At 64.1% G+C, this 24,175-nt stretch carries 19 protein-coding genes, 1 tRNA gene and 1 pseudogene; 13 read left to right on the top strand and 8 right to left on the bottom strand.

Features of this window, described 5'->3' with window-relative positions; genetic code table 11:
• Positions 1-41: 41 nt before the first annotated feature.
• On the bottom strand, positions 42-2,000 hold the full coding sequence (locus tag SO139_RS05110; protein ID WP_449376837.1) for an AsmA family protein: 1,959 nt from the start codon (positions 1,998-2,000) through the stop codon (positions 42-44).
• Between the two features lie 255 nt (positions 2,001-2,255).
• On the opposite strand from SO139_RS05110, the gene SO139_RS05105 reads away from it, so the two are divergent.
• Positions 2,256-2,963, top strand: a complete 708-nt coding sequence (locus SO139_RS05105) for a CoA transferase subunit A (RefSeq protein ID WP_449376836.1) — start codon at positions 2,256-2,258, stop codon at positions 2,961-2,963.
• A gap of 73 nt (positions 2,964-3,036) precedes the next feature.
• A complete protein-coding gene (locus tag SO139_RS05100) occupies positions 3,037-3,687 on the top strand; it encodes a CoA transferase subunit B (protein ID WP_027525194.1) in 651 nt (216 codons plus the stop codon).
• A 371-nt stretch (positions 3,688-4,058) separates the two neighbouring features.
• On the opposite strand, the gene SO139_RS05095 is transcribed toward SO139_RS05100, so the two are convergent.
• The 3 genes and pseudogenes from SO139_RS05095 to SO139_RS05085 form a co-directional block, all read right to left on the bottom strand.
• The gene (locus SO139_RS05095; protein ID WP_449376835.1) at positions 4,059-4,937 is read right to left on the bottom strand and encodes a formylglycine-generating enzyme family protein; all 879 of its coding nucleotides are present in this window, start codon (positions 4,935-4,937) and stop codon (positions 4,059-4,061) included.
• 53 nt (positions 4,938-4,990) lie between these two features.
• Entirely contained in the window at positions 4,991-6,085 is a 1,095-nt protein-coding gene (nirK, locus tag SO139_RS05090; protein ID WP_449376834.1) for a copper-containing nitrite reductase, read from the bottom strand.
• Between the two features lie 588 nt (positions 6,086-6,673).
• Positions 6,674-7,141: pseudogene (locus SO139_RS05085) on the bottom strand (copper chaperone PCu(A)C); the annotation flags it as partial.
• A 197-nt stretch (positions 7,142-7,338) separates the two neighbouring features.
• On the opposite strand from SO139_RS05085, the gene hemN reads away from it, so the two are divergent.
• A complete protein-coding gene (gene hemN, locus SO139_RS05080; RefSeq protein WP_449376833.1) occupies positions 7,339-8,691 on the top strand; it encodes an oxygen-independent coproporphyrinogen III oxidase in 1,353 nt (450 codons plus the stop codon).
• A gap of 86 nt (positions 8,692-8,777) precedes the next feature.
• The gene (locus tag SO139_RS05075) at positions 8,778-8,975 is read left to right on the top strand and encodes a DUF1858 domain-containing protein (RefSeq protein WP_449376832.1); all 198 of its coding nucleotides are present in this window, start codon (positions 8,778-8,780) and stop codon (positions 8,973-8,975) included.
• On the opposite strand, the gene SO139_RS05070 is transcribed toward SO139_RS05075, so the two are convergent.
• Positions 8,976-9,689 (bottom strand): Crp/Fnr family transcriptional regulator, encoded by a 714-nt coding sequence (locus tag SO139_RS05070; RefSeq protein WP_449376831.1) that lies wholly within the window; start codon positions 9,687-9,689, stop codon positions 8,976-8,978. It lies immediately after the preceding gene.
• A gap of 136 nt (positions 9,690-9,825) precedes the next feature.
• Here SO139_RS05070 and SO139_RS05065 point away from each other — a divergent pair, with 136 nt between their 5' ends.
• On the top strand, positions 9,826-11,037 hold the full coding sequence (locus tag SO139_RS05065; RefSeq protein ID WP_449376830.1) for an NnrS family protein: 1,212 nt from the start codon (positions 9,826-9,828) through the stop codon (positions 11,035-11,037).
• On the opposite strand, the gene SO139_RS05060 is transcribed toward SO139_RS05065, so the two are convergent.
• The gene (locus SO139_RS05060; RefSeq protein WP_449376829.1) at positions 11,034-14,327 is read right to left on the bottom strand and encodes a PAS domain-containing protein; all 3,294 of its coding nucleotides are present in this window, start codon (positions 14,325-14,327) and stop codon (positions 11,034-11,036) included. The two genes, SO139_RS05065 and SO139_RS05060, sit on opposite strands and share 4 nt — an antisense overlap.
• Before the next feature lie 315 nt (positions 14,328-14,642).
• Between SO139_RS05060 and SO139_RS05055 the strand changes: the two genes are divergently transcribed.
• From SO139_RS05055 to SO139_RS05025, 7 genes are all read left to right on the top strand, one after another.
• A complete protein-coding gene (locus tag SO139_RS05055) occupies positions 14,643-15,026 on the top strand; it encodes a phasin family protein (protein ID WP_449376828.1) in 384 nt (127 codons plus the stop codon).
• A gap of 510 nt (positions 15,027-15,536) precedes the next feature.
• Positions 15,537-15,971, top strand: coding sequence for a phasin (locus SO139_RS05050; RefSeq protein WP_449376827.1), 435 nt, complete (start codon positions 15,537-15,539; stop codon positions 15,969-15,971).
• Positions 15,972-16,218: 247 nt separating this feature from the next.
• Positions 16,219-16,295, top strand: a tRNA-His gene (locus SO139_RS05045).
• A 224-nt stretch (positions 16,296-16,519) separates the two neighbouring features.
• Entirely contained in the window at positions 16,520-18,340 is a 1,821-nt protein-coding gene (locus tag SO139_RS05040; RefSeq protein WP_449376826.1) for an adenylate/guanylate cyclase domain-containing protein, read from the top strand.
• Between the two features lie 55 nt (positions 18,341-18,395).
• Positions 18,396-20,171: an adenylate/guanylate cyclase domain-containing protein gene (locus tag SO139_RS05035; RefSeq protein ID WP_449376825.1), complete on the top strand. Its 1,776-nt coding sequence runs from the start codon at positions 18,396-18,398 to the stop codon at positions 20,169-20,171.
• A 535-nt stretch (positions 20,172-20,706) separates the two neighbouring features.
• Positions 20,707-21,003, top strand: a complete 297-nt coding sequence (locus SO139_RS05030; protein ID WP_449376824.1) for a hypothetical protein — start codon at positions 20,707-20,709, stop codon at positions 21,001-21,003.
• A 265-nt stretch (positions 21,004-21,268) separates the two neighbouring features.
• Positions 21,269-21,529, top strand: coding sequence for a hypothetical protein (locus SO139_RS05025; protein ID WP_449376823.1), 261 nt, complete (start codon positions 21,269-21,271; stop codon positions 21,527-21,529).
• A gap of 62 nt (positions 21,530-21,591) precedes the next feature.
• Here the strand turns inward: SO139_RS05025 and SO139_RS05020 are convergent, their stop codons facing one another.
• Both SO139_RS05020 and SO139_RS05015 read right to left on the bottom strand, forming a co-directional pair.
• A complete protein-coding gene (locus SO139_RS05020; protein ID WP_449376822.1) occupies positions 21,592-21,996 on the bottom strand; it encodes a hypothetical protein in 405 nt (134 codons plus the stop codon).
• Between the two features lie 107 nt (positions 21,997-22,103).
• Positions 22,104-23,048: an AEC family transporter gene (locus SO139_RS05015; RefSeq protein WP_449376821.1), complete on the bottom strand. Its 945-nt coding sequence runs from the start codon at positions 23,046-23,048 to the stop codon at positions 22,104-22,106.
• A 397-nt stretch (positions 23,049-23,445) separates the two neighbouring features.
• On the opposite strand from SO139_RS05015, the gene SO139_RS05010 reads away from it, so the two are divergent.
• Positions 23,446-23,826, top strand: coding sequence for a hypothetical protein (locus SO139_RS05010; protein ID WP_449376820.1), 381 nt, complete (start codon positions 23,446-23,448; stop codon positions 23,824-23,826).
• The last annotated feature ends 349 nt before the right edge of the window (positions 23,827-24,175 follow it).

Genomic DNA, 24,175 nt, shown 5'->3' with positions numbered 1-24,175 from the left:
AATTCACGGCAATCAATTCGCGCGATGTTAGTTGCACGCCACTAATTGGATTTCGCGCCGTCCTTGGCGCTTTCCTTCGCGTTCTCTGCCGTCGGCGCGGCCGCGGCATCGGGCGCGGCGGGCTTGGCGCCGGTGAAGCGCTCGAGCACCGAGCGCACGGCGTCGCGCGTCTTGGGATTGCGCACGGATTCGAGCAGCGGCGCGGACGCGGGCGAGCGGCGGATCAGGCTTTCCGGATCGGGGAAGATCAGCGGATCGTCCCAGGGCCCCTGCACCACGAAAGGCAGCTCGAAGCCGGACGCGCCGTTCAGGCTCGCCACGCCCTTCATGTCGTACTCGCGCGTCGGCACCGAGGCGGTGCCGGTCAGCGTGATCTTCGCCGTCGGTCCGTCGATGTGGATGTCGTCGGCGGTCGCGATGCCGTCGGCGAATTTCACAGACAGCGTCATGTCGTTGTACGGAGTTGAGCCGCTGCGGAAATTGCCGCCGCCCGACAGCGGCCGCCGCTCCAGCCGCTTCAACAGCTGCTCGGCATTGAAGCCGGAGATCGCGCCGTCATGTCCTGTCACCGAGGCGGTACCGTCGAGCGATTGCACGAGGCCGAACGGGCTCGAGCCGGAGGCGACCAGCGACACGTTGATGTTGCCGCGGCCGGACAGCTTGTTGATGCCGAACAGCTCGGAGGTGCAGGCCTGCAAATCGACGTCGATGAACTGGAATTGCGCCTTGACGTCGGCCACCGTGTCGGAGCGTGCAATCCCGAACGAGCCCCTGGCGATGCCGCCATAGACCTGCGCCTCGCCGACCGAGAGCGCCAGCGTGCCGTTGCGCAAATTCGCGCCGATCGCGGTGCGGCCGAGTTTCGACGGCCCGACCGTCAGCCGCGCTGCAGACAGGCGCATGTCGAGATCGGTGGTCGACAGCCCGTTGAGGTCGAACAGCTGCCTGTTCCAGTCGCGCGCGCCGCTTGCCAGCAGGCGGAAGGTCGAGATGTAGGGCGTGAAGTCGAGCGCGTCGGCGGCGAGCGTTGCCTGGAGCGACTGCCGGCCGTTGTTGGCGTAGGTCATCACGCCCTCGGCGACGTTGCCGTCGAGCTCGACATTGACGTTGGTGAGCGCGATCGAGGCGCCCACCACGTTGGCCCGCGCCTTGAGCGCGAAACGGCCGAAGCCGCCGCTGCCCGGCTGCGGCTGGCCGGTCCAGCGCAGCGCATTGCGCAAGGACGGGCTGTCGATGGTGAGCGTGCCTTCCATCATCGCGCTGGTGCGGTTGGCGACGCTGCCGTCGAAGGCGAGCTTGAGCGGCGGGCTGGTGATCCGCGCCTTCAGGCCCGAGCGGTCGCCGGAGAGCGCTGCGACGAAATCGGAGAAGCTGATCGAACCGTCGACGCGCTCGCCGCGCCAGTCAAACTGCCCGGTGGCGGCAAAGGAGCGCGAGATCGAGGGCCATGCCAGCGACAGGTCGATGTCCTCGAACTTTTCGGTGCCGTGGCTGGCGACGTCCTCGTAGTCGAGCACGCCGTCCTGGACCCGGATCTCGGAGAACGACACCTGGTTGTCGGAGCCCGGCTTCATGGTGCGCGCGATGGTCTGGATGAAGGGGGTCCAGTTGCTGTCGCCATTGGCCTCGAGGCTGACATGGATATGCGGCCGCAGCAGCATCAGATCTGCGATCTCGAAGCGCTGCAGCAGGAGCGGCAGCAGCCGCAAATTCGCGGTGAGCACGTCGACATGCAGAGCCGGATCGCTGTCCCCGCCGGGACCCTTCAGGCTGACGTCATGGAACGAGACATAGCTCGCCGGCAGCACCGAGATGTCGATGGCGCCAGCGACATTGAGCTCGAGCCCGGTGACGGCGCGGATCTGGCCCTCCACCGCCTTGCGCAGCGCGTCGCGGTTGATCAGCCAGGAGGTCGCGACCAGGGCGATCAGCACGATGCTGAGCAGCGCCGCAATCGGCGTCCCCAGGCGCTTCATTCCTTGGGCCAACGTCAATGGCATGTCCTGATCGGGTTGGGTTGGCGGGTGCTCAACGGGACGAGCCGGGAGCCTAACGCGCCCCACGTACAAGTCCCGCAACTTGATGGGTTTTCTTGTCGCTTTCAAGGCCGGGGAGGCGGTTATGCCCACGCCGTGGGCAGGCTGTATCATCGGGCCCGCGCGCCGGAAACCCCGTATCATTGACGGCTCAAGATCATTTCGCCTAATAATCCCGGCAACAACGGGCTTAACGCCTCACACCCCAAGGTTTTCCGCATGAACAAGGTCTATCCCGACGCCAAGTCGGCTCTCGATGGCATTCTCAAGGACGGCATGATGATCATGTCGGGCGGTTTCGGCCTCTGCGGCATCGCTGAGGCGCTCTCCGACGCGATCCGCGATTCCGGCGTCAAGGGCCTGACGGTGGTCTCCAACAATGCCGGCGTCGACGGCATCGGGCTCAGCCGCCTGCTGGAAACCCGCCAGATCAAGAAGATGATCTCCTCCTATGTCGGCGAGAACAAGCTGTTCGCCCAGCAGTATCTCGCGGGCGAGCTGGAACTCGAATTCAACCCGCAAGGCACGCTCGCCGAGCGCATCCGCGCCGGTGGCGCGGGCATTCCGGCCTTCTACACCAAGACCGGCGTCGGTACTCTGATCGCCGAGGGCAAGGAGGTGAAGGAGTTTGACGGGCAGAAGTACCTGATGGAGCGCGGCCTGTTCGCCGACCTCGCCATCGTCCACGCCTGGAAGGGCGACACCGCCGGCAATCTCATCTACCGCAAGACCGCGCGCAACTTTAACCCGATGATGGCGACCGCCGCGAAGATCACGGTGGCCGAGGTCGAGCATCTGGTTCCGGCTGGTGAACTCAATCCCGACCACATCCACACGCCCGGTCTTTTCGTGAAGCGCATCGTCGAGGTCGGCACGACCAAGAAGCGCATCGAATTCCGCAACACCCGCCCGCGCCCGGCAGCTTGAGCGCATGATCCGGAAAAGTGGACACCGGTTTTCCGGCAAGATCATGCGCAACTAAGGACTACAGGAGAATAAGATGGCCTGGACCCGTGAACAGATGGCCGCGCGCGCCGCAAAGGAATTGCGTGACGGCTATTACGTCAATCTCGGCATCGGCATTCCGACGCTGGTGTCGAACTACATCCCCGACGGCATGGACGTGAGCCTGCAGAGCGAGAACGGCATGCTCGGCATGGGTCCGTTCCCCTATGAGGGCGAGGAAGACGCCGATCTCATCAATGCCGGCAAGCAGACCGTGAGTGAGCTGCCCTCGACCAGCTATTTCTCGAGCGCGGATTCCTTCGGCATGATCCGCGGCGGCCACATGGACCTGTCGATCCTCGGCGCCATGCAGGTGGCCCAGAACGGCGACCTCGCCAACTGGATGATCCCCGGCAAGATGGTCAAGGGCATGGGCGGCGCGATGGATCTCGTCGCCGGCGTCAAGCGCGTCGTGGTGGTGATGGAGCATTCCGCCAAGGACGGCGCGAAGCTCCTGAAAAGCTGCACCCTGCCGCTGACCGGCGAGCGCGTCGTCGACATGGTCGTCACGGATCTGGCCGTGTTCACCATCGACAAGCACGGCGACGGCGGCATGGCCCTGATCGAGCTCGCCGACGGCGTCACGCTCGACGAGGTCAAGTCCAAGACCGAAGCCGAGTTTCGCGTCGCGCTGAAGAATACGTAAGCGGCGAATTCGTTCGTTGCCGATGTGGCCGGGTATGTCCCGGCCATTTTCGTTCTTGCAGCCGTAGAATCGTAGGGTGGGCAAAGACGCGCCCTTCGCGCGTCGTGCCCACCAACTTACGCGGATGGATGGTGGGCACGCTTCGCTTTGCCCACCCTGCGGCGCTGCGAGGCAGTGAGGCAGTAGAGCGTCTCCACATCCTCGGTGTCGTCCTGGCGAAGGCCAGGACCCATACCGCGAGGTCTATCGATTGCGATAGGTGATAGTCCCGAAGGACTGCTAGTCTCGCCAAAACTGAATTCGGTGGTTATGGGTCCTGGCTTTCGCCAGGACGACATTGGAAAGGCATGGGGCGCGGTCACTACCATCGGTCACGACCTCGCCGACAACGCCCCGCCAAGTCGTTGCGATACGCTCCCAACCCAGGACGTCTCCTCGCGCACCAGGCGGAAGCCGAGATTGGCGGGCGGGACGCCTTGCGCGCAGCCGCCGGCGCGGGCGTCGCGTATGAAGTCAGTGACGTAGGCACGGTGGGCGCCTTCGGCGACGCGCACGCCGCAATTCACGGTCTGACGGCCCGCAATGCCGTTCTCGTCGACCCGATCGCGCACGAAGCAGGTCGAGGTCCATTCCCAGACATTGCCTGCGACATCCGAGACCCCATGCTCATTCACGCCGAACTTGCCGAACGGATGCGTCGCGGCGTCCGACCGGTCGCGTTCGGATTCGCGCTCGTAGCGGCTGATCCAGCGCTTTGAGGGATCGGCGGCATCGACCGGCGATCCATCGTCCCTGAACTTGCTGCCGGCGGCAAAGGCCCATTCCTCGTCACTCGGCAGGCGCCAGGTCTTGCCGGTCTTGCGCGACAGCCAGGCGGCATAGGCCTGCGCATCGTGCCAGCTCACCTGCACCGCGGCGCGATCCGGTGCGACCACGACGTCGCGGTCGAGCGCGCGGCACGCGCCGTCCTGCACGCAGAGCTGATAGTCGGCGGAGGACACCTGCTGTTGCATGATCGCAAGCGGCTTTGCAAAGCGTAACTTGCGCAGCGGCGCTTCCGCCTGTTGGCCCGCGCGGGTGAAATCTCCGGCGGCACGATAGATGAAACTGCCGGCGGCGATCTCGACGATCGCCGGTTCGCTCGCCGCGCCGCGCGTGACGACATCAGTGACCAGAGGCGCAACGGCAAGCGGCGTTGCGAATCCGGCAACGCAGGCGAGCACCAGCTTCAGCTTGAATGCGATCAGCATGGGAGTCCCCCCGAAAGAAGAAGGGGCCGGTCGTCACCGGCCCCTCATGCACGCTAGTTGGTCGGAGCCGAGATTTCCGCAGGTGCCTTCACCTGGGTCATGAGGTCGTCGTTCCACTTGCCTTCGACCTTGAAGTGCGCGGTGGCACCGAGATTGGCGGCCTCGATCAAATTATGCGTGACATAGGCGTAGATGCCGGGCTGCAGGAACTTGTACAGCGCAGCCCCCGCCGAGCCGCCGCGGATGAACCAGGTCTCGAGCCCGGTCTCCGGCGCGTTGGAGAACTTGCCGGTCTCCCAGACATAGTCGCCATGGCCGCCGATCAGGTGCGGACGGCTGTCGCGATTGGCCTGCGAGTGCACGATCAGCACGTTCTCGCCGACATTGGCGGTCAGCGCGTTCTTGCCGGTGAGTGCGCCGACCTTGCCGTTGAACACGACGTGGCTCGGAGTGAGCTTCTTCATCACCTCCTCGGTGTCGGTGTAGGCCTCTCCGGGCGAGTCGTAGGACTTGAAGTTACCCTTCTCGTCGCGCGGCACATACATGTCCTGCTCGCCGATGTAGTAGACCTTGTCGTATTTCAGCGCGTGGCCCTTGCCGTCGTTCAGCCCGTCGCGCGGCAGCACCATCACGGCGCCGTTCATGCCGGAGACGACGTGCCACGGAATCATCGCGCCGCCCGGTGCGCAGTGATAGACGAACACGCCGGTCTTCGTGGCCTTCCAGCGCAGCACGACCTGCTCGCCGGGATTGACCAGCGTGAGGGCGCCGCCGCCAAGGGCACCGGTCGCGGAGTGGAAGTCGATGTTGTGCGGCATGGTGTTGGTGGCAGGGTTGACCAGCGTCACCTCGACGTAGTCGCCTTCATGCACCACCATCAGCGGGCCCGGCATCGAGCCGTTGAAGGTCATCGCCTGGAAGGTGGTGCCCTTCTCGTCGATGACGACCTTCTTCTCCTGGATCGTGAGCGTGAACTCCATGATCCTGGGCGCCTGCTTGGTGGCCTGCTCGTGTGCATGCACGAAGGGCGGTGCGACCAGCTCGACCTTCTGCCGCGGCAATTTGAGATCGTCGGCGGCAAAAGCGGGGGTCGCCAGCATCAGGGCGGTCGCGGCGGCGCTGATCAATGCGGCTCTGCGGGTGAACATCGGAAGCATCCTTCATCTGAAATGGTTTTGATGACGGGACCTACTCTGCGCTTCCTGGTGCAAGATAGTTTGCGCTGCAACAACCTTTCGCCTGATTTGCCTCCGGAGCAGTACTTGGGTCGCTTACCGAAGCAGGATCGGAGACACGACGTTAACTGCATCCGACGGCGTGATGTGGATGTCGAGACCGAGCGACCAGCGTCCGGGCAGTGGCGCCGACATCGTGACGCGCCATTGATCGTGACCGACGCGCTCTGCATTCGCAGTGACGGGCGCGATGCCATGCTCGATATTGCCGAGCGTGACCGACACGGAGCTTGCTGCAAGCGGCAACTCATTCGCATCTTCAAGCTGGATCGCGATCTCGACGGGGCCGGCGCGGCCGGGCGAGACCGTGACATTGGCCATGGCTTTCTCGGCATGCAGATGCGTGAAGAAGCTCTCGTCCGCGTCGCTGGCGGCTGGCGCGGATGCAGCCGCTGCGGCTTCAGTGCGCGGTGCAGGTTCAGGCGCTCGTGCGTTGTTGGTTTGCTCCGGGGCTTGCGCGGTGCTCGACTGTTGCCGCCCTTGCGCGCTGTTTGCAGCTTCGGGCGCTTGTGCGCCTAGGGCCCGCACGTCGAGCGTCACCTTCACCTCGCCAGCGTGCTCGAATGACAGCGTGACCGGCACCTGATCGCCCTGGTGCAGCGGCGCCTTGAGGCCCTCGAACATCAGATGTCCGCCGCCCGGCGCGAGCTGCACGGATTGTCCCGGCGCGATCGAAAGGCCGCCTTCGAGCGGGCGCATGGTCATGACGCCGTTGTTGATCGCCATCTCGTGGATTTCGGTCTTGGCGGCGAGCGGCGTCGATGCCGTCTTCAATCGTTCCGGCGCGGCTCCCTTGTTCTCGATGGTGAGATAGCCGCCGGCGACCTTGGCGCCGCCGGGCGTCGCGCGACTCCAGGCCATGCTGATGGCGAGATCGCCATGCCTCGCATCACCGGCCAGCGCCGGTTGCGACCAAAGGCACGACAGTGCGGCGGCCGCACAGGTGAGTGCGAGTCTGGAACGGTTCATGGCGGCTGTTTCCCTGGTTCGAGACGCGCAGCTAGCGCCGAAAGCACCATGCGCGCTTTGCGCGAGCGCAAAGTTCCGATGCCCCAATTCCGCGGCACTTTGAGCGAGCGCAAGGTGGACCGGCCAAATCGGAAGTACCTGAGGTAGCTGCGGGGCGCGCATCCCGCAAGATCTCGACATCAGGATTGGATCAGGACATGAGAGCGGATCTGGCGGCGAGCTACGGCGACGAACGTCTGCCGCGCTACACGAGCTACCCGACCGCCCCACATTTCTCGCAGATGGTCGACGCCGAGGCCTACGGCCAATGGCTCGCCGAGCTTCCCGCCAGCGTCAACGCCTCGCTCTATCTGCACGTGCCATTCTGCCGGAAGATGTGCTGGTACTGCGGCTGCCACACCCAGATCGCCCGCCGCGACGATCTGATCATCGCCTATCAGCGGACGCTGCGCCGCGAGGTCGATCTGGTGGCCGACACCATCGGCCGCCGCATCAAGGTTGCTCACATCCATTTCGGCGGCGGCACGCCGACGATCATGGCGCCCGAGGCCTTCACCGAATTGATGGCGGCGATCCGGCAGGCGTACTTCGTGCTGCCGTCGGCCGAGATCGCGATCGAGATCGATCCGCGGACGCTGACGGCTGAGATGACCGCCGCGCTGGCGCTTGGTGGCGTCAACCGCGCCAGCCTCGGCGTGCAGAGCTTCGATCCGCGCGTGCAGCTTGCGATCAACCGCGTGCAGACCTTCGAGCAGACCGCCGCCGTCACGCAGAACTTGCGGCGCGCCGGCATCAAGGGCGTCAATTTCGACCTGATCTACGGATTGCCGCACCAGACCATCGCCTCCTGTCTCGACACGGTGCGGCGCAGCCTGGAGCTTGAGCCCGACCGTTTCTCGGTGTTCGGCTATGCCCATGTGCCGACCTTCAAGAAGCACCAGCGCAAGATCGACGAGGCGTTCCTGCCTGACGGTCCGGCGCGTCACGACCAGGCCTGCGCGATCGCCAACGCGCTGAAGGACGCAGGCTATGTGCAGATCGGGCTCGACCATTTCGCGCGGCCGGACGACGCCATGGCGCTGGCCTTCGAGAGCAAGACTCTGCGCCGCAATTTCCAGGGCTACACGACCGACGTAAGCGATGTGCTGCTCGGCTTCGGCGCCAGCGCCATCGGCCACCTGCCGCAAGGCTATGTGCAGAACGAGGTGTCGATCGTCGGCTATGCGAAGGCCATCGAGGCCGGCGGCCTCGCAACCGTCAAGGGCTATGCGCTGACCGGCGACGACCGGCTGCGCGCCGACATCATCGAGCGCATCATGTGCGACTACGGCGCCGATCTCGGCGCGATCTGCGCTCGGCACGGCGCGCGGGCCGATAGCATGCTGCAATCCGCGCCGCGGCTGAAGACGCTGATCTCCGACGGCGTGGTCAGGCTCGAGGGCGACCAGCTCGCGGTCGCCAGGGACTCCCGCTTCTTCGTCCGCAGCGTCGCTGCCGCCTTCGACGCGCATCTGGACGCCGCCAGGCAGCTTCACAGCCGGGCGGTGTGACGAGCCAACGGAACCGGCGCGAGCTTGCGCTTCGACAAAGAGGTTGCTGGCGGCGCCGCTATCGTCTCATCGGAACGGAGTTGCCCATGTCCTTCCGATCTGACGATCTCGTCGACGACATCATGCGCTCGGCGCCGCACACGATCCGCGTGTTCCTGGAATTCCGGATGGCGTGCGTCGGCTGTCCGATCGCCTGCTTCCACACCGTCGACGATGCCTGCCGCGAGCATGGCATCGATCGCGCAAAATTCCTGGCCGCGCTGTGCGAGAGCGTGCCGGCGTGATCAACCCGCCGACCCGCCCTGTGCGCTCTGCTCGGCGAGCACGAAGATCCTGTGCGGCTCGCGCAGGATGATGCGCTGGCGGCCGCTTTCGACGAGGCCCTGGCTCTCCCAGCCGCTCAGGATGCGGCTCACGGTGTGCAGCGTGGTACCGGTCATCTGCGCGATGTCCTGGCGGCTGATCGGAAAATCGATCTCGATGCCGTGATCGAGCTTCTTGCCGGATTGCTTGGCAAGCCGCAGCAGCGCATGCGCGACGCGCTGCTCGACCTGCTGGGTCGACATTTCCAGCACGCGGGTGTGGCTCTCCTGCAAGCGCGTGCCGACGGTTTGCAGCGTGTTGGTCGCGAGCGCGGGATACCTCTCGACCAGCCGCGGCCAGGCGCCGGTCGGCCAGGCCAGCACGACGCTGTCGTCGACCGCGGTCGCGGTCGCCGGATATTGCGTGAGCCCGATCGCCATCGCCAGCCCAAACGTCTCGCCGGGCGCGACGTAGCGCACCACGATCTGCTCGCCGGTCGGCGTGGTCTTGGCGGCGCGGACATGGCCGTGCAGCAGCAGGAAGAAGGAATGCGCGTCCTCCCCTTGCGCGAAGACCGCACTGTTCTTCGGATGACGTGACGAGCGCGCCTCGCGCAGGATCTCCTCGAGCTCCTCGGTCGTGAAGCCGGCAAACAGCGGCAAATGCGCAACCAGTGACGGGTCGACCTTGGCCATTCTGCCTCCATGGCGCGGACTTTCAGGACTTTGTGATTGCACGCCATTCGGCCGGCAATTTGCGTTAGCGCAAAACTGGCCGCCCCAGCGCCGGTATTTTTGTGTGCAAAGCCCGATTGAGCCGGAGTTTACCGATATGGCTGGCGCCCGTACCCGCACCCACCAAGGCTGGCCGCTACTGGCCCACAGCTTTCGCCCGTTCTTCCTGCTGGCCGCGATCCAGGCCGCCGCGTCGATCCTGGTCTGGTTGCCGCTGTTCTACGGAGAGCTGTCGCTGAGCTCCGCGTTCGCCCCACGCGACTGGCATGTGCATGAGATGCTCTACGGTTTCCTGCCGGCTGTGATCACCGGGTTCCTGTTCACGGCGATCCCGAACTGGACCGGGCGGCTGCCGATCCAGGGCGCGCCGCTGGCGGTTCTGGTCATCGTGTGGTCTGCCGGCCGCATCGCAGTGACGTGTTCGGCGGGGCTCGGCTGGGCCGTTGCGCTCGCGGTCGATGCTGCATTCCTGGCGCTGGTCGTCGCCGCCGCCTTGCGCGAGATCGCCGCCGGCAAGAACTGGCGCAACCTGCCGGTGGTGATGCTCGTGCTGTTGCTGCTCGCCGGCAACGTCGCGTTCCACCTGGAGGCCCATATCGAGGGCGCCGCGGATTACAGCATCCGCGTCGGCATCGCCGTGGTCGTGCTGCTCATCTCGCTGATCGGCGGCCGCATCATCCCGAGCTTCACACGCAACTGGCTGGTCAAGATGAATCCCGGCCGCCTGCCGGTGCCGTTCGGCCGCTTCGACGGCGGCGTGATCGCGCTGAGCGCGCTGGCGCTCGTGTGCTGGATCGCGAGCCCGCTGAGTGTGCTCACCGGCCTTGCAATGGCGCTTGTCGGCGTGCTCCACATTTTGCGCCTCGCGCGCTGGGCCGGCGATCGCACCACGCACGAGCGGCTGCTGCTGATCCTGCATATCGGCTACGCCTTCGTGCCGCTCGGCTTCGTGCTGCATGCGGCAGCTAGCTTCGGCGCGCTGCCGGCAAGCGCGGGCATCCACGCCTGGATGGCGGGAGCGGCCGGCACCATGACGCTCGCGGTGATGACGCGTGCAACCCTCGGCCACACCGGGCAGGCGCTGACGGCCTCCGTCGCGACGCAAGCGATCTATGTGGCGATCGTCGTGGCGGCGCTGGCGCGCATCTGTGCCGTGGTCTCGCCTGCGCATGGCGAGGTGTTGCTGCATGTCGCAGCATTCGGCTGGGTCGCGGCATTCGCAGGTTTTGCGATCGCGTTTGGCCCGCTGCTCCTCGGCAGCCGTTGGCGCGCGCTGGCCATCCCGCGCGCGGCGGTGCCCGCGCGCTAGGCCCTTGTCAGCGACGGGGAGAACACCACCTCGATCAGCGTGCCGGTATTCGCCGCGCTCTTGATGTTGAAGCGCGCGCGGTTGGCTTCGACCAGCGCCCTGATCAGGGACAGGCTGAGTTCGGCGCTTTCCGAGGCATCCAGCGGCGGCGGGGTACGGAACGGCTCCATGGCGGCGGCGACTTCCTGCTCGGAAAGGCCGTGGCCGGTGTCGCGGATGCGAAGCGCGACCTCGCCGCGGTCGGTGAGCGCGGTCGAGACGATGACCTGGCCGCCGGCGCTCGCGAGCCGGATCGAATTGCCGATCAGGTTCATCGCGACCTGCCGCAGCGCGCGGGCATCGGCCGAGACCTGGGGCAGCGCATGCGCGAGCGAGGTGCGGATGATGATGCGCTCGCGGTTGGCCTGCGGCTGCATCACCACGACGCAGGCCTCGACGAGATCGTTGAGGTTGAGATTGCCGAAGGTGAGGTCGAGCTTGCCGGTCTCGATCCGCGAAAGCTCCGAGAGATCGTCGATGATCGCGATCACGCGCTCGCCGGAGGCGCGGATGTCCTTCATGTAGTCGCCGTAGCGCTCGTTGCCGAGCGCGCCGAAGCGTTCGGAGATCATCACCTCGGCAAAGCCGATGATGGCGTTGAGCGGGGTGCGGATCTCGTGGCTGATGCGTGCCAGCATGTCGGCCTTGGCGTTCGCCGCGCCGTCGGCGAGACGCTGCGCCTGCTTCAATTCGCTCTCGCCCTTCTTGCTCTGGGAGAGATCGCGGAACACGGCGAAGAAGTTCGGGCCATCGGGCTGGGTGCGGCCCATGATCATGGCGAGCGGAAGGACGCCGCCCTTGCGCTCGCGGCCAAGCACCTCGCGGCCGTGGTCGAGCAGGCTCGCGATGTTGCCGCTCCTGATGCTGTCGAGATAGTCGATGACGAGGCGCTGGCTTTCCGGCGCGAACAGCGTGGTGAGGTTCTGCTGGAGCAGCGTTTCGCCGTCATAGCCGAACAGCGCCTCGGCGCTGCGGTTGCAGGCGTGGATGTTGCCTTCGGCATCGAACATGATGATGCCCTCGGCCGTGGTGTCGAGGATCGCGGCGAGATCTTCCGCATTGGCTTGACCGGCTTCGAGCTCCGGCTCGTCCTCGAACGCGGGCCCAGGCTCTTCCGCGGCGACGACGGCTTCGGCGATGACGGGCGCTGGCGCTGGCAGCGCGCAGATCAGCGCATGCGCGGTGTCGCCATCCCAGACGATCGTGTGCAGGCGGGCCTCGGTCGCGTCGGAGCCGTCGGTCGCACTGATCGTCACCGGCGTGCCGGCCTCCGAGGTGCTGCTCGTCGATGACACACCCGGCGCGACGTAGAGCGCATCAAGTCCGCCGGCTTCCTCCAGCGCGCCCAGATTGTCATGGCCGACGCGCGCAAGGAAAGCGGGGTTGGCGTAGAGCAGGCGGTCGAGCCGGTAAATCAAAATGCCGGTCGGCACGAGATCCAGCAGCGTGCGGTCGCGCATGGTCTCGCCGCGCGGCGGCGGCTCGGGCTCGGTCAGCAGCCACTCGGCCAGTTCGCGCGGCCTCTCCTCTGCGGGCGGAGCAGGCGGCTCCTCGACGACTGCCTGCGTCGTCTCCTGCGGCTCGACGGAGGCGGCGGCCGCGTCCCTCTCGCGCTCGAGCCGCTCGGACAATTGCCGGGCGAGCTCGTTGAAGGCGGAGTTCTCGACGGGCGTGAGCGTCGGCGATTTGTTGTCGCCGAGCGGGCGGAATGGCACGACGTTGGGGGGCGTTTCCACTTGCTTATCCAAATCGGCTTGTTGTGAATTCGCGTCGATGAAGGGGTCAGGCAGTTCGGCAATCGGCTCGGGAATCTCTGATACGGCCGGCGGCTCGGGCTCCGGCTCCGTGACGGGCTCGGTGACCGGCGGGGTGGTGTCGGCCGAAAGGCTTTGCGTTGCGGGCGGATCGGTGAGCAGCTCGAAGCGCCTGAGCGCATCGAGCCGGTTGAGCCCGTCGAGATCGCGGCAGACGCCAAAGCCCTTGAAGCCCGCGAAATTGCGCATCCGGTCATAGATCGGAAGGCCGGCGAGCTCGACCGGCAGGCGCTCGCCGCCATCGACCGGCCAGTTCACGGTGATGCCGGCCCAGGTGTCGCGCCTGGCGAGCGCCCTGGCGATGCGCCCCTCGGGATCGAGCGCAAATTCCTCTGAGATCTCCGACCACAGGCGGCTGAAGCCGGCGGCGGTGTGCGTGCCCATCAGGCGGATGAAATCGTCCGACCCGAGCGCGAACCGCCCGACCGCATCCATCTGCCACAGGAAGCGCAAGGGCTGATTGCGCGGCGTGGCAGGCGCATCCGCAACTGGGAGCGGCTGGTCCATCGCCGCACTGATCGGCTCGGCTTTGGGCGACACAATGTCTTCGGCCGGGTTATCAACCGCATCTTCAACCGATGCGGGCGCTTCCACCGCCACGGCTTCGAGCGGCTCGGCGAAGGCATCGAACAGCGCAAACTCGGCAGGGGCCTCGTTGGCCAGCGCCGGTTGCTCGTAGTCCGGTACCGCCGGTGCCCTGGGCGCTGCAGATGGAACGGGCCCGACCGGCGGCGCCTCGGGCGCCGCATCCGGCATGACTTGGCGCGGCACTTGGGCAGCCTCGAATGCGCCCCGCTCGTACAGCGCGACGAGACCGATATCGGCTCCCATCCCAACCCGTTGCAGCACCAAATGGCCGATGCCGAGCGGGGTCTCGGCCCGGCCTTGCACCAGCGCAGCACCGCGCACCTCGTCGAGGCCCGCCGCGGCGAGATCGGGAAAGCCGAGCAGGGTGCGCGCGGTCTCGCTCGCGCCGATGAACAGGCCGTCCGCCGCGAATGCCGCCATCGGCACCTCGGCGCCTTCGACGAGGTGCTGGAGACGTTCGACCAGCGGCATGACGCGGCCGCTCGACGACATCGCGGCGACCAGCACGGCGTGGCTGCCGTCGGGAAATTCGAGCCGCGCGCAGGCGCAGGTCATCAGCGTGCCGAGCGTGCTGCCAAAGCCGCGCAGGCGCTCGAGCCGCACCGCGCCGCCGGGCGCCAGGCGCTGGCCGAGCTGCGCGACCTGGCGGCGGTGCGGGTCGGCCGGCCCGAAGACCTTTTTGGCGAGATCGGCGGCGTTCGTCGCGCCAAAGAGTTTTGCGCCGACCGGGTTGGCCCAGACCACCCGCGTGCCGTCGATCGACCACAGCCAAGCGGGCAGGGGAGAGGTCGCGTGCACGGCCAGCCGCGGATCGTCCACGCCTCGCAACTGGAAATCCGAGCTATTCATCCAACCGGCTTGTTCTGGTGGGTCACGCGGGCTCTTGATCGTCATCCGTCGGGCGGCTTGCGGGAATGGCAGCCTTAAGAAAGGGTTAGTATTGCCTGCGGCCGCCGGCAGGTCCACGGCCGCCGGCCCCGAAGAGCGACCATAGCCGCGATAACCTTAATCTTGCTGAACCCGCAAGCCCGCCCGCGCGTTGCATGTGAGTAAGGGGCTGTGGGGCCTGACGGAAGCGGGCCGCCATCGCGCCGGTCATGCTGGCGGCGCTTCCGAAAAAACGGCAGCCCAAAAGGGCGAAACCAAAACAACAGGAGTGGCAGCATGAGCGAACCAGCCCGTGAACGTTTCGAGATTCCGCAGGAGATGCGATCCATGGCGGAGACCAGCTTCAAGCAGGCGCGTGATGCGTTCGAGAAATTCCTGAGCGGCGCCCAGGCTGCGGCCGGCTCGATCGAGGAGCGCGGCGAAACCATGCGCGCCGGCGCCAAGGACCTCAACGCCCGCGCGCTGGGTTTTGCCGAGAGGAACGTGCAGGCCTCGCTCGACTACGCCCAGTCGCTGATCCACGCCAAGGACCTGTCCGAGATCATGCGTCTGCACGGCGAATATGTGCAGGCGCAGATGAAGGTGCTGGCCGAGCAGGCCAGCGAGATGGGCCAGGCCGTCAGCCGCGCCGCCATCGACGCGACCAAGCCGAAGCACTGAAGCCGTTTGGGCGGTGTCCGGGGCGATGCGAAGCATCGAGCCCGGAATCCATGCGTACCCTGCGGCCCGATGGATTCCGCTTCCCGCGGGCCGCGGGCTCGGTGCACCTCGCCCGCTTGCGGGGGAGGTCGGCGCGCGAAGCGCGGCGGGTGGGGGCTCTCTCCGCCCAGGGATTTCTCCGCAGCTCTCCGACAATCCCGACGCGGAAACACCCTCACCCCACCCCCCGCAAGCGGGAGAGGGAGCGCACTTTTTTTCGTGGCGGGGTCTAATTACCTGCAACCAGAGGTTCCCCGGCCAGGAACTACCACTGGCCGGGATTAAATTGCGGCGTCGCACCTGATGTCGCATTGCGACGCACAATGTTGACATGATATCCGTAGATAACCGGAGGCGCTGGGCGAGCCATCTCGTTTTAAGCGTTTCCACCTAACCGTACCCGTCCCGCCATCATGGCCGGCGGGCGCCAGACGGCTCACTCAATTTCTTCGACCATTGTGAGGGATAACCATGACAGGTGCGACTGATCCATTCTCCGCCTCGATCATTCCGTTCGAGGTCCCGGAGCAGATGCGTGCGTTCGCTGAAAAGGGCGTGTCACAGGCCCGCGAAAGCTACGCCAAGTTCAAGGATGCTGCCGAGAGCCAGAACGGCACCATCGAGGCAGTGTTCGCCTCCGCCAACAAGGGTTTTGGCGAGTACACCGCCAAGCTGATGGAATTCACGAAGGCCAACACCAGCGCACATCTGGACTTCGCCCAGGAGCTGCTCGGCCTCAAGTCGCCGTCGGAAGCGATGGAGCTCTGGAACGGCCACACCAGGAAGCAGCTCGAGACCTTCCAGGCCCAGGCCAAGGAGCTCGCCGAGCTCGGCCAGCGCGTCGCCAGCGAGACCGTCGAGCCCATCAAGGCCAGCGCCTCGAAGTTCTACAAGCCCGCCGCCTGAAGCCGATCGGCCCCGTTAGGCATGATCCGGAAAAGTGTGTAGCGGTTTTCCGACAAGATCATGCCCAAAGAATAAGAGACCCGGGCCCCACGGCCCGGGTTTTGTTTTGGAATAAGGTGATTCAGGCCGGATTTTAGCCTAGCTGCGGCCTTGCCAAACAGGGCGGTTGCACCTAGTTTCCGGCCCGTCCAGCCCCCTCGGCGCTTTGAGCCTTTCAGGCAGCCTCAAGGGCGGCTCGCGCAAAAATGCAGTTGTAGCTCAGTTGGTTAGAGCGCCTGTCTGTGGAACAGGAGGTCGGTGGTTCGAGCCCACCCAACTGTACCAGCGCCTCAGTCTTATTAGCGTTGAGCGCGTTTTGTGCGCCCCACTGGGCAGCGAACTAGGTAGCTCTCTGTTCTCGTTGAGGAACGTGTGCGCAACCCGGACGGGAACACCGGGGCATCTTGCTAAACCCAAACCTCGGCGGGCCGGTAGGTCAGAGGTTCGCGCGGTGGTTTCATAGACGCTTCCGTCGTACATAATGCCTGTCTCGAACGGGATCGCGTTCTATGGACGAAGCGCATCCAGGCAGGGTCGGACGCAGGCTCGCAGCCATAGTCGCGGCTGACGTGGCGGGCTACTCGCGGCTAATGCACAAAGATGAAGAGGCTACGCATGCCAAGCTGACGGCGCTCCTCGCGGGCGCTGTCGCCCCGGCAATCGCCGAGCACGGTGGCCGGATTGTCAAGAACACCGGGGACGGGTTCTTGGCGGAGTTTCCGAGCGCAGTCGAAGCCGTTCGGGCTGCTATGCAGTTTCAGACCCGCATCAACGACCTTACAATCGGCGATGCGGAAGACGAGCGCATTGCTTTCCGCGTGGGCATCAATATCGGCGACATAATTGTCGAGCCTCATGATATTTTTGGAGACGGTGTCAACATCGCGGCGCGGCTTGAAGGCATTGCGGAACCCGGCAGCATCTGCATTTCGTCTTCTGCCTACGACTATGTCCGTGGCAAGGTCGGCGTTGAGTTCGCCGACCTGGGTGAGCAGAACCTCAAAAACATCGCCCTTCCCGTGCGGGCTTATGCAGTGGTTCGGGGTAGCTCCAGCGCGGCCACACCGAGGCTAAGCCCGCTCTCAGCTCCTCGTCTTTCCATCGTTGTGCTGCCCTTTGCCAATCTTAGCGGTGATCCGACACAGGACTACTTCGTTGATGGTGTGACGGAGAGCCTCACCACGGACTTGTCGCGCATCAATGGAGCGTTCGTGATTGCGCGCAACACCGCTTTCACGTTCAAGGGCAAACCCGTTGACGTAAAGAAGCTGGGACGTGAGTTAAACGTCCGCTATGTGCTCGAAGGCTCGGTGCAACGTGGCGGCAGCCGCCTGCGGGTGAATGTGCAATTGGTCGACGCCGAAACCGGCAACCACCTCTGGGCCGAGCGCTTTGACAAGCCCGTTGCCGACCTTTTTGACATGCAGGACGAAATCGTTTCGAGGCTAGCCAACTCACTAAATGCCGAACTCATTACCGCCGAGGCGCGCCGAGCCGAACGTTCATTGCATCCCGACGCGATGGACCTGGTGTTCCAGGGTAGAAATTGGTTCAACAAGGGGCTGGCTCCTGATCACTTGGCACAAGCGCGCAGTTTTTTCGAGAAGGCCATCGCGCTCGATCCCGGAAATATCGAGGCAATGGTCGGTTTAGCGGCGGTCGACGTGTTGATTGCAGTTAACTTTATGACCGACGATTGGTCAGCGCGGCTTGCGGTGGCAGAGACGACAGTATCCAAAGCGCTATCCCTCGCGCCGAACCACGCTTCCGCCCACGCAATTCGGGGCGTCGTGCAAATGTATACGAAGCGCGCGTCACGGGGCATCGCTGAGTGCGAGCAGGCGTTGGCGCTGGATCGCAATTTGGCCGCCGCTCATGCCTCAATCGGCATAGCCAAGTTCCTTCTCGGTCGAGGCGCAGAAACCGAAGCTCACATCAACGAGGCAATCCGCCTCTCACCTCGGGACATCTTGGTCAACCAGTGGTTTGGTATTGCTGGCGTTGCCAAGATACACCTCAATGCCGATGCCGAAGCAGTAGTCTGGCTGCGTCGGAGCCTCGACGGAAACCGGAATAATCCTGTTGTGCATTTCTGTCTCGCGGCCACGCTCGCGCTGCTCGGGGAGCTGGAGGAAGCGCGGGCCGCAGTGCGAGCGGGACTTGCGCTCGATCCGAGCTTCGCCATTCGCCGCTTTCGTGATGCCACCACTGCACGGAGCGATAATTCGACGTTCCGTGCCGGGTGCGGACGCATCATTAAGGGCATGCGGTTGGCCGGGGTGCCCGAGCTGACCTTAGTCGGTTCGGTGACCAAGGGCATCCTTAGTTGACGGGATGGGCCACCGAGCCCAGACTGCTCACGACAGGTTGGGCATTGGGGCACGCATGTCAGACCCTATGGCAGTCAGCCGACGCCTCGTCGCAGTCTTCGCAGCAGATGTGGAGGGCTACAGCCGCCTCATGGGCGTTGACGAGGTCGGCACGCTCAAAGGGCTGACCGAACGGCGGGCAATCCTAGACCGGTTCATTGGGAGCCAGGGGGGCCGCATAGCGAACACGGCAGGCGACAGTGTCCTTGCGGAGTTCGGAAGCGCTGTGGACGCCGTGCACTGCGCGGTAGAGGTGCAAACCGCTTTGGCCGAAGCGAACGCCGGTCTCGCACCTGATCGCTGCATACGTTTCCGCATCGGTATCCACATCGGTGACGTAATGATACGCGCTGGGGACCTCTTCGGTGACGGTGTGAACATTGCCGCGCGGCTACAGTCGATTGCGAAACCGGGAGGCGTGTGTATCTCCAGCGTAACATACGATCAGGTGCGCAAGGTCTTGCCGATGACCTTCGTGGACGTTGGTGTTCAGCAGGTCAAAAACATCCAAGAGCCAATCAGGGCCTATCAGGTGGGGGCACCAAGTGAAACGCGAGAGGCTGCTCCTGCGCGAGTTGCTGAGAGCGAGAGCCCGCCTCCGTTGCCCGACAAGCCTTCCATCGCGGTCCTGCCGTTCGAGAACATGAGCGGCGACCCCGAACAGGAATACTTCGCGGATGGGATGGTTGAGGAAATCATTACGGCGCTTTCGCGGTTCAAGTGGCTGTTCGTGATCGCTCGCAATTCAAGCTTTACGTTTAAAGGCAAAGCCGCCGATATAAAGGAGGTCGGACGCAGGCTTGGCGTGCGCTACGTCCTTGAGGGCTCTGTGCGTAAGGCGTCGGCGCGAGTTCGCATCACGGGTCAGTTGATTGATGCGATTACAGGCGCGCACCTCTGGGCGGACAGGTTCGAGCGTGACGTTACAGACGTTTTCGCTCTGCAGGACGAAGTTACTCTCGCCGTTGTCTCGGCCATTCAGCCAAAATTGCTTCAAACGGAAATGGCAATGGCGGCGCGGCGGCGACCGGAGAACCTCACCGCCTATGACTATTATCTGCGGGCTCTGCAGCAGTTCTCCTTATCTACACCCGAAGCTTTGACCGAGGCGCTAAGGCTTGCTCATCGCGCCTTGGAGCTGGACCCTCGGTTCGGGTTGGTCGCGGCGCTGGCAGCGGGTTGTCACCATCTCAACATCCAACTCGGCTATGCCGTCGATCCTCAATTCGAGCGTAAGGAAGCAGTTCGGCTTTTTCGCCTAGCATTGAGCGTCGACGATAGTGATCCGGACATCTTGGCATGGGCTGCCATAGTCTCGGCGTTCACAGTCGGCGATAGTGAGAGTGAGATCGAGATGGCCGACCGGGCGGTCGCGCTCAACCCCAATTCATTTCACGCATGGAACTGCAGAGGCCATGTCTATAGAGTTGCGGGGCTGCTGGAGGAGGCGGTCCCGAGCTTTGAGCGCGCCGTGCGCGTAAGCCCGGTAGACCCGTGGCTACAATATTCGTTTGCTGGGATGGGGTATGCCTCTATTGAGCTTCGCCATTTTGACGAGGCCATCGCCGCAGCGAAAAAAGCCCTGCGTCTGAACCGCTCTCATTCGGGAGCTTACTGCGTTCTCGCGTCCGCCTTCGCCCATCTTGGACGTGACGGTGAGGCGCGTGAAGCGGTGGCGCGTCTGCTTGAGCTCAATCCCGCCTTTACAATATCTTCGTGGATCGCTCGCGGCGGGCGATCAAACGCGAAGTTGATGACCGAGGGCCTTCGGAAAGCGGGGTTGCCCGAATGAGCCCGGTGTCCCGGAATTACGGTGCGGAATTACGGTGACAGTGCACAAATTGCCCAATGGCAGAAAGCCGCTTGGGCGACCGTTCATCGCGCGGCTGGTACGACTGCCCATGCGCCCGCTTCGGCCGAGCAGGCGATAGCCGAGCTGCGGCAAGCGCGAAAGAACCAGCGTTCGATTAAGTGCACTGTCACCGCAATTGCCGTAATTGACCGCAATTGGGACGGCCTTCGGAAAGCGCGGTTGCCCGAATTGAACCCGGTACACCACCTCGTTCTCAGTGGCAAACACGCGGCCGTCTAAACTTCCGCGGCAGCCGCGCCAGACAGCGGCTCCCTTAACCGCGCGTTTACCATAAGTGCATCATCCTGCTCCCCTTACATTATTCGCGGTGGGGCTGATTTGGATGGCGCAGCGCGGTTTCAGCAGATCAATACCGGATGGAGAGACTGTCCTTGGGTTTGCAAGGTCCTCCTCGCCTAACACGGGTGCTCGGGCTCTCGGGCTTGTCTATCAGGCAGCGGATTTATTCCGCAGCATGGAGGAGAGTGTTCGCGAGACGGAGGCTCGCGCTGAGGCCGCCGAGCGGGCGCAACGCGAACTCATAGCCACCACAGAGCGCAAGCTGAGAGACGCCTCCATGGCTCTTGAGGAAGCCCAGAAGCGTATCGAAGCTCAGCAAGATCAGTTGACGGCAATCGAGTTTCGCGCACAGGCGGCCGAGGCTGATGCCCGCGAAGCAAAGCAGACACTGGCGCTGGTCGAGGAAGCCATTCGCAGACGGCTACTCTTCACAAGCAGCGAAACGGACAGCAGGTTGACGGCAGTCGCCTAACCTGTTTGGCGCGCCCGGACAGCCTTGCCAGCAGGAACGCCCGGTGGGCGATATCGGACGACGAGGCGGAAGTGCACTGCAGCACTTTGCCCGTCAATCAACTCGCTCAGGATTTCGCGCTCATTTGATTGATGCCAGCTTGGCCCGACATCACGGGACGATCCCGGGAAGGTGAAGCGCCAGCTTCTGTCGCCATGCGCATTCGATCCCCACGTCAGGTACGAGCAGCGACCCGGTGGATGGGCCGACAGCTCGGTGAATGTGCATGGAGATCCTGTTCGACCTCATCCTCGATGATCTGGCCGGCTTCATCTTCGAAATTCTCTTTGAACTCGTAATCCGGCTGGCCGAAGCTCTCTTTCACCTCTTCGGCTGGCTGCTGGAGCGCTTTCGGCGCTGGCTGGATTTGCAGCCCAATATTGATCCCTCGCAGTTGTCGATGCTGCACAGGTTCGGCCGGCTGTCGCTCGGTGTGGCCTTGAGCCTCTGCATCCTGGCGCCGCTGCTCTGGCTGATCTGGCGCTGACTTGAGGATGGATCTCTGGCGCGAGTTCAATGCGGCGGAAAACCCTCCACGCGGATCATGCTCTAGTGAGGCGGATGCATCAGGAAGTACCCCCACACCGAGAACGTCATCAGCAATAGCAGCAGCCCGGCAATCATGCATGCTGAAGCCAGACTGCTGAATCTCAAGGAGAGCTGCTTCGAAACTTTTGCACTCGCCGCATGGAGACCAGCACTCCGGCTTTCGATAACCATCAATCCAACGGAGAACGCAACAAGAAAAAAGCCCACAAACATCATCTGAGCCAGGTGCTGATCCAGGTGCTGGAACACAGTCAGGTATGACGTTATGGAGGCCGCGGCGCCCAATGCCCATAGCCAAGAGAACATCCACATAAGGAGAGCCATCAACTGCTGCCCCTGCGTCGGGGATAGCTCGGCCAGCATGGGCCAGTTCTGTATGAAATGATCGTGTAAGAGCATTTGCATGGTCCGCATCCTGCTGTGAGGTTCGGCGCAGCATATGATCCGGCGACCTTGACGGCCGTGACATATCTCACACTGAGTGTGCGCCTTTTGATTTTTTGCTCGGTCCGCTATTGCAGATGCGCGACGAGTAGCACGACCACCGGCAACGTCACCGCCGCCAGCAGCGTTCCCAGAGCAACGGCGCCCGACACCGGGTTCACCAGCCGCTGATACTGAACCGCAAAGATGTAGGCATTCGCGCCGGTCGGCATCGCCGCGAACAGCACGACCACGCCGGCCGCCAGCGGCGGCAGGCCCAACAGTTTTGCCAGCAGGAAGGCGGCCGCCGGCATCGCCAGCAGCTTGAGCGCGCACATCACGACGATGCCGAGCTTCTCGCCCTTGATCTCGAAGCGGAACAGGTTGATGCCGAGCGCGATCAGCGCCGCCGGGGATCCCGCCTGCGCGAGCAGCTCGATCGTCTTGTCGACGACCGGATGCAGGCCGAAGCCGGTGAGGCGCCAGATAAGGCCAAAACCGATCGCCAGCATGATCGGGTTGCGCGCAAGATCCAGAATCACCGGCAGGATGATCGATAGCGCCGAGCCCTTCTGCTTGCGGTCGACCAGCTCCATCTGAAGCGTGCCGCAGAGCCAGAGCAGCGGCGTGTTCACCGACAGGATGAGCGCCATCGGCCCCGCGGCCTCGTTGCCCAGCGCCGAGAGTGTGAGCGGAATGCCGAGCATGACGATGTTGCCATAGACCGAGCCGATCGCGAGCACGACGCCGTCCTCGCGGTCCTCGCGCCGCTCGCGCAGCAGGGCCGATAGCGCCAGCGCCGCGAGCCAGGTGATTGCCAGCGCCCCGTAATAGGCGCCCCACATCCTGAAGGCGCTCAGATGCGGGAATTCCGAGACGACGATGGTGCGGAAGAGCAGCGCGGGGATGGCGATGCTGAAGGCGAATTCGGAGATGCCTTTGTGTGCGCTCTCGGAGACGAAGCGAAACAGCACCGCCACATAGCCGGCCGCGATCAGGGCAAACACCGGCGCGACGATCAACACGATAGCCATGCGGTCCTCGCCTCGAGGGGATATCCGCTGACCACCCCACACCCGTCGATGATGGCATAATGCCGGTGATTTGCCCGACGTGTCAAATGAATTTCGTAAAATCCGTAAGAGTCCGCGCGGATCGCGCCGGCTACTTTGCATGGGGTTGTTTTCGAGATTTTTGTTGGAGGCGGGCGGCGCTCCCTCTCCCGCTTGCGGGAGAGGGCCGGGGAGAGCGTGTCTCCGCAACGGGACACTTGGAAAGAGCCCCACCGGGCGCTCCGCCATAGCCAAGGCATCGCCTTGGCGTCTTCTGTTGCAGGGAGCGCACAGCTCGCGGTTTTCGCCTCGCGGCTCGGTTGCCAACGCGGAAGCGTTCACCCACTATTCCCTTCGACTCGGAAAGATTGGGGGGATCATGCCGGCGTTTCATTTCGAGAAGTTCCTGGCTGCCGCGATCTCTGCGATCGCGCTGGCTTTCACCGTCCAGCCCGCCACCAGCCAGGCCTATACGCCGGAGCAGCAGCAGGCCTGCACACCCGATGCGATGCGGTTGTGCGGCGAGTTCGTGCCCAACGTCGATGCCATCACCGCCTGCATGATCCAGAAAAAGTCGCAGCTCTCGCCGCAGTGCGCGGTATTCTTCCGCCAGGGACCGGAACCCGACGCGGCAGCAGCCGGCCAGCCCGTCAACATCAAGCCGGTGGCAAGGAAGAAGATCTCGAGCAAGCCGGCCGCGAAGAAGACGACGGCGAGCAGCAAGTCCGGCAAGAAGAAGCCCAAGGCCGACGATACCTGAGGCGCCAACCGCGAGCCGCGTTTTCCACCTCTCCCATGGGGAGAGGTCGCGCCGAAGGCGCGGGTGAGGGGTTTCACTCTCTCGTGGGACCTCAATCCCTCACCCGATTTGCGCCGGACGATGCTGGGCATCGCCAGACGCAAATCGACTTCTCCCTATGGGAGGAGGGGAAGGAGTTCGCGGCGGGCTGAGTAAAAATGACTCAGTGATGATGTGTGATGTTGGCCGAAGGACTCCTTTTGTTCACGCGTCACTCGGCGAGCTCCATGCAGCAATTCCGCCTTCGCCCGGCCGAAAAGAGTCGGGAATCGATTTGCTCGGGCAGGTTGCGTGCCGCCGCTTCCCGAAC

It is taken from the genome of Bradyrhizobium sp. UFLA05-89 (assembly GCF_059803475.1).
The sequence above is the reverse complement of the archived record's forward strand: the minus strand, read 5'-3'. Positions and strand labels throughout refer to the sequence as shown.

Coding starts and splice junctions, on each gene's coding strand:
- SO139_RS05105 (WP_449376836.1), top strand. CDS start 2,256: ATGAACAAGGTCTATCCCGACGCCAAGTCGGCTCTCGATGGCATTCTC.
- SO139_RS05015 (WP_449376821.1), bottom strand. CDS start 23,048: ATGGCTATCGTGTTGATCGTCGCGCCGGTGTTTGCCCTGATCGCGGCC.
- SO139_RS05010 (WP_449376820.1), top strand. CDS start 23,446: ATGCCGGCGTTTCATTTCGAGAAGTTCCTGGCTGCCGCGATCTCTGCG.
- SO139_RS05060 (WP_449376829.1), bottom strand. CDS start 14,327: ATGAATAGCTCGGATTTCCAGTTGCGAGGCGTGGACGATCCGCGGCTG.
- SO139_RS05110 (WP_449376837.1), bottom strand. CDS start 2,000: ATGCCATTGACGTTGGCCCAAGGAATGAAGCGCCTGGGGACGCCGATT.
- SO139_RS05025 (WP_449376823.1), top strand. CDS start 21,269: ATGGAGATCCTGTTCGACCTCATCCTCGATGATCTGGCCGGCTTCATC.
- SO139_RS05035 (WP_449376825.1), top strand. CDS start 18,396: ATGTCAGACCCTATGGCAGTCAGCCGACGCCTCGTCGCAGTCTTCGCA.
- SO139_RS05030 (WP_449376824.1), top strand. CDS start 20,707: ATGGAGGAGAGTGTTCGCGAGACGGAGGCTCGCGCTGAGGCCGCCGAG.
- hemN (WP_449376833.1), top strand. CDS start 7,339: ATGAGAGCGGATCTGGCGGCGAGCTACGGCGACGAACGTCTGCCGCGC.
- SO139_RS05075 (WP_449376832.1), top strand. CDS start 8,778: ATGTCCTTCCGATCTGACGATCTCGTCGACGACATCATGCGCTCGGCG.
- SO139_RS05070 (WP_449376831.1), bottom strand. CDS start 9,689: ATGGCCAAGGTCGACCCGTCACTGGTTGCGCATTTGCCGCTGTTTGCC.
- SO139_RS05020 (WP_449376822.1), bottom strand. CDS start 21,996: ATGCAAATGCTCTTACACGATCATTTCATACAGAACTGGCCCATGCTG.
- SO139_RS05055 (WP_449376828.1), top strand. CDS start 14,643: ATGAGCGAACCAGCCCGTGAACGTTTCGAGATTCCGCAGGAGATGCGA.
- SO139_RS05100 (WP_027525194.1), top strand. CDS start 3,037: ATGGCCTGGACCCGTGAACAGATGGCCGCGCGCGCCGCAAAGGAATTG.
- nirK (WP_449376834.1), bottom strand. CDS start 6,085: ATGTTCACCCGCAGAGCCGCATTGATCAGCGCCGCCGCGACCGCCCTG.
- SO139_RS05095 (WP_449376835.1), bottom strand. CDS start 4,937: ATGCTGATCGCATTCAAGCTGAAGCTGGTGCTCGCCTGCGTTGCCGGA.
- SO139_RS05050 (WP_449376827.1), top strand. CDS start 15,537: ATGACAGGTGCGACTGATCCATTCTCCGCCTCGATCATTCCGTTCGAG.
- SO139_RS05040 (WP_449376826.1), top strand. CDS start 16,520: ATGGACGAAGCGCATCCAGGCAGGGTCGGACGCAGGCTCGCAGCCATA.
- SO139_RS05065 (WP_449376830.1), top strand. CDS start 9,826: ATGGCTGGCGCCCGTACCCGCACCCACCAAGGCTGGCCGCTACTGGCC.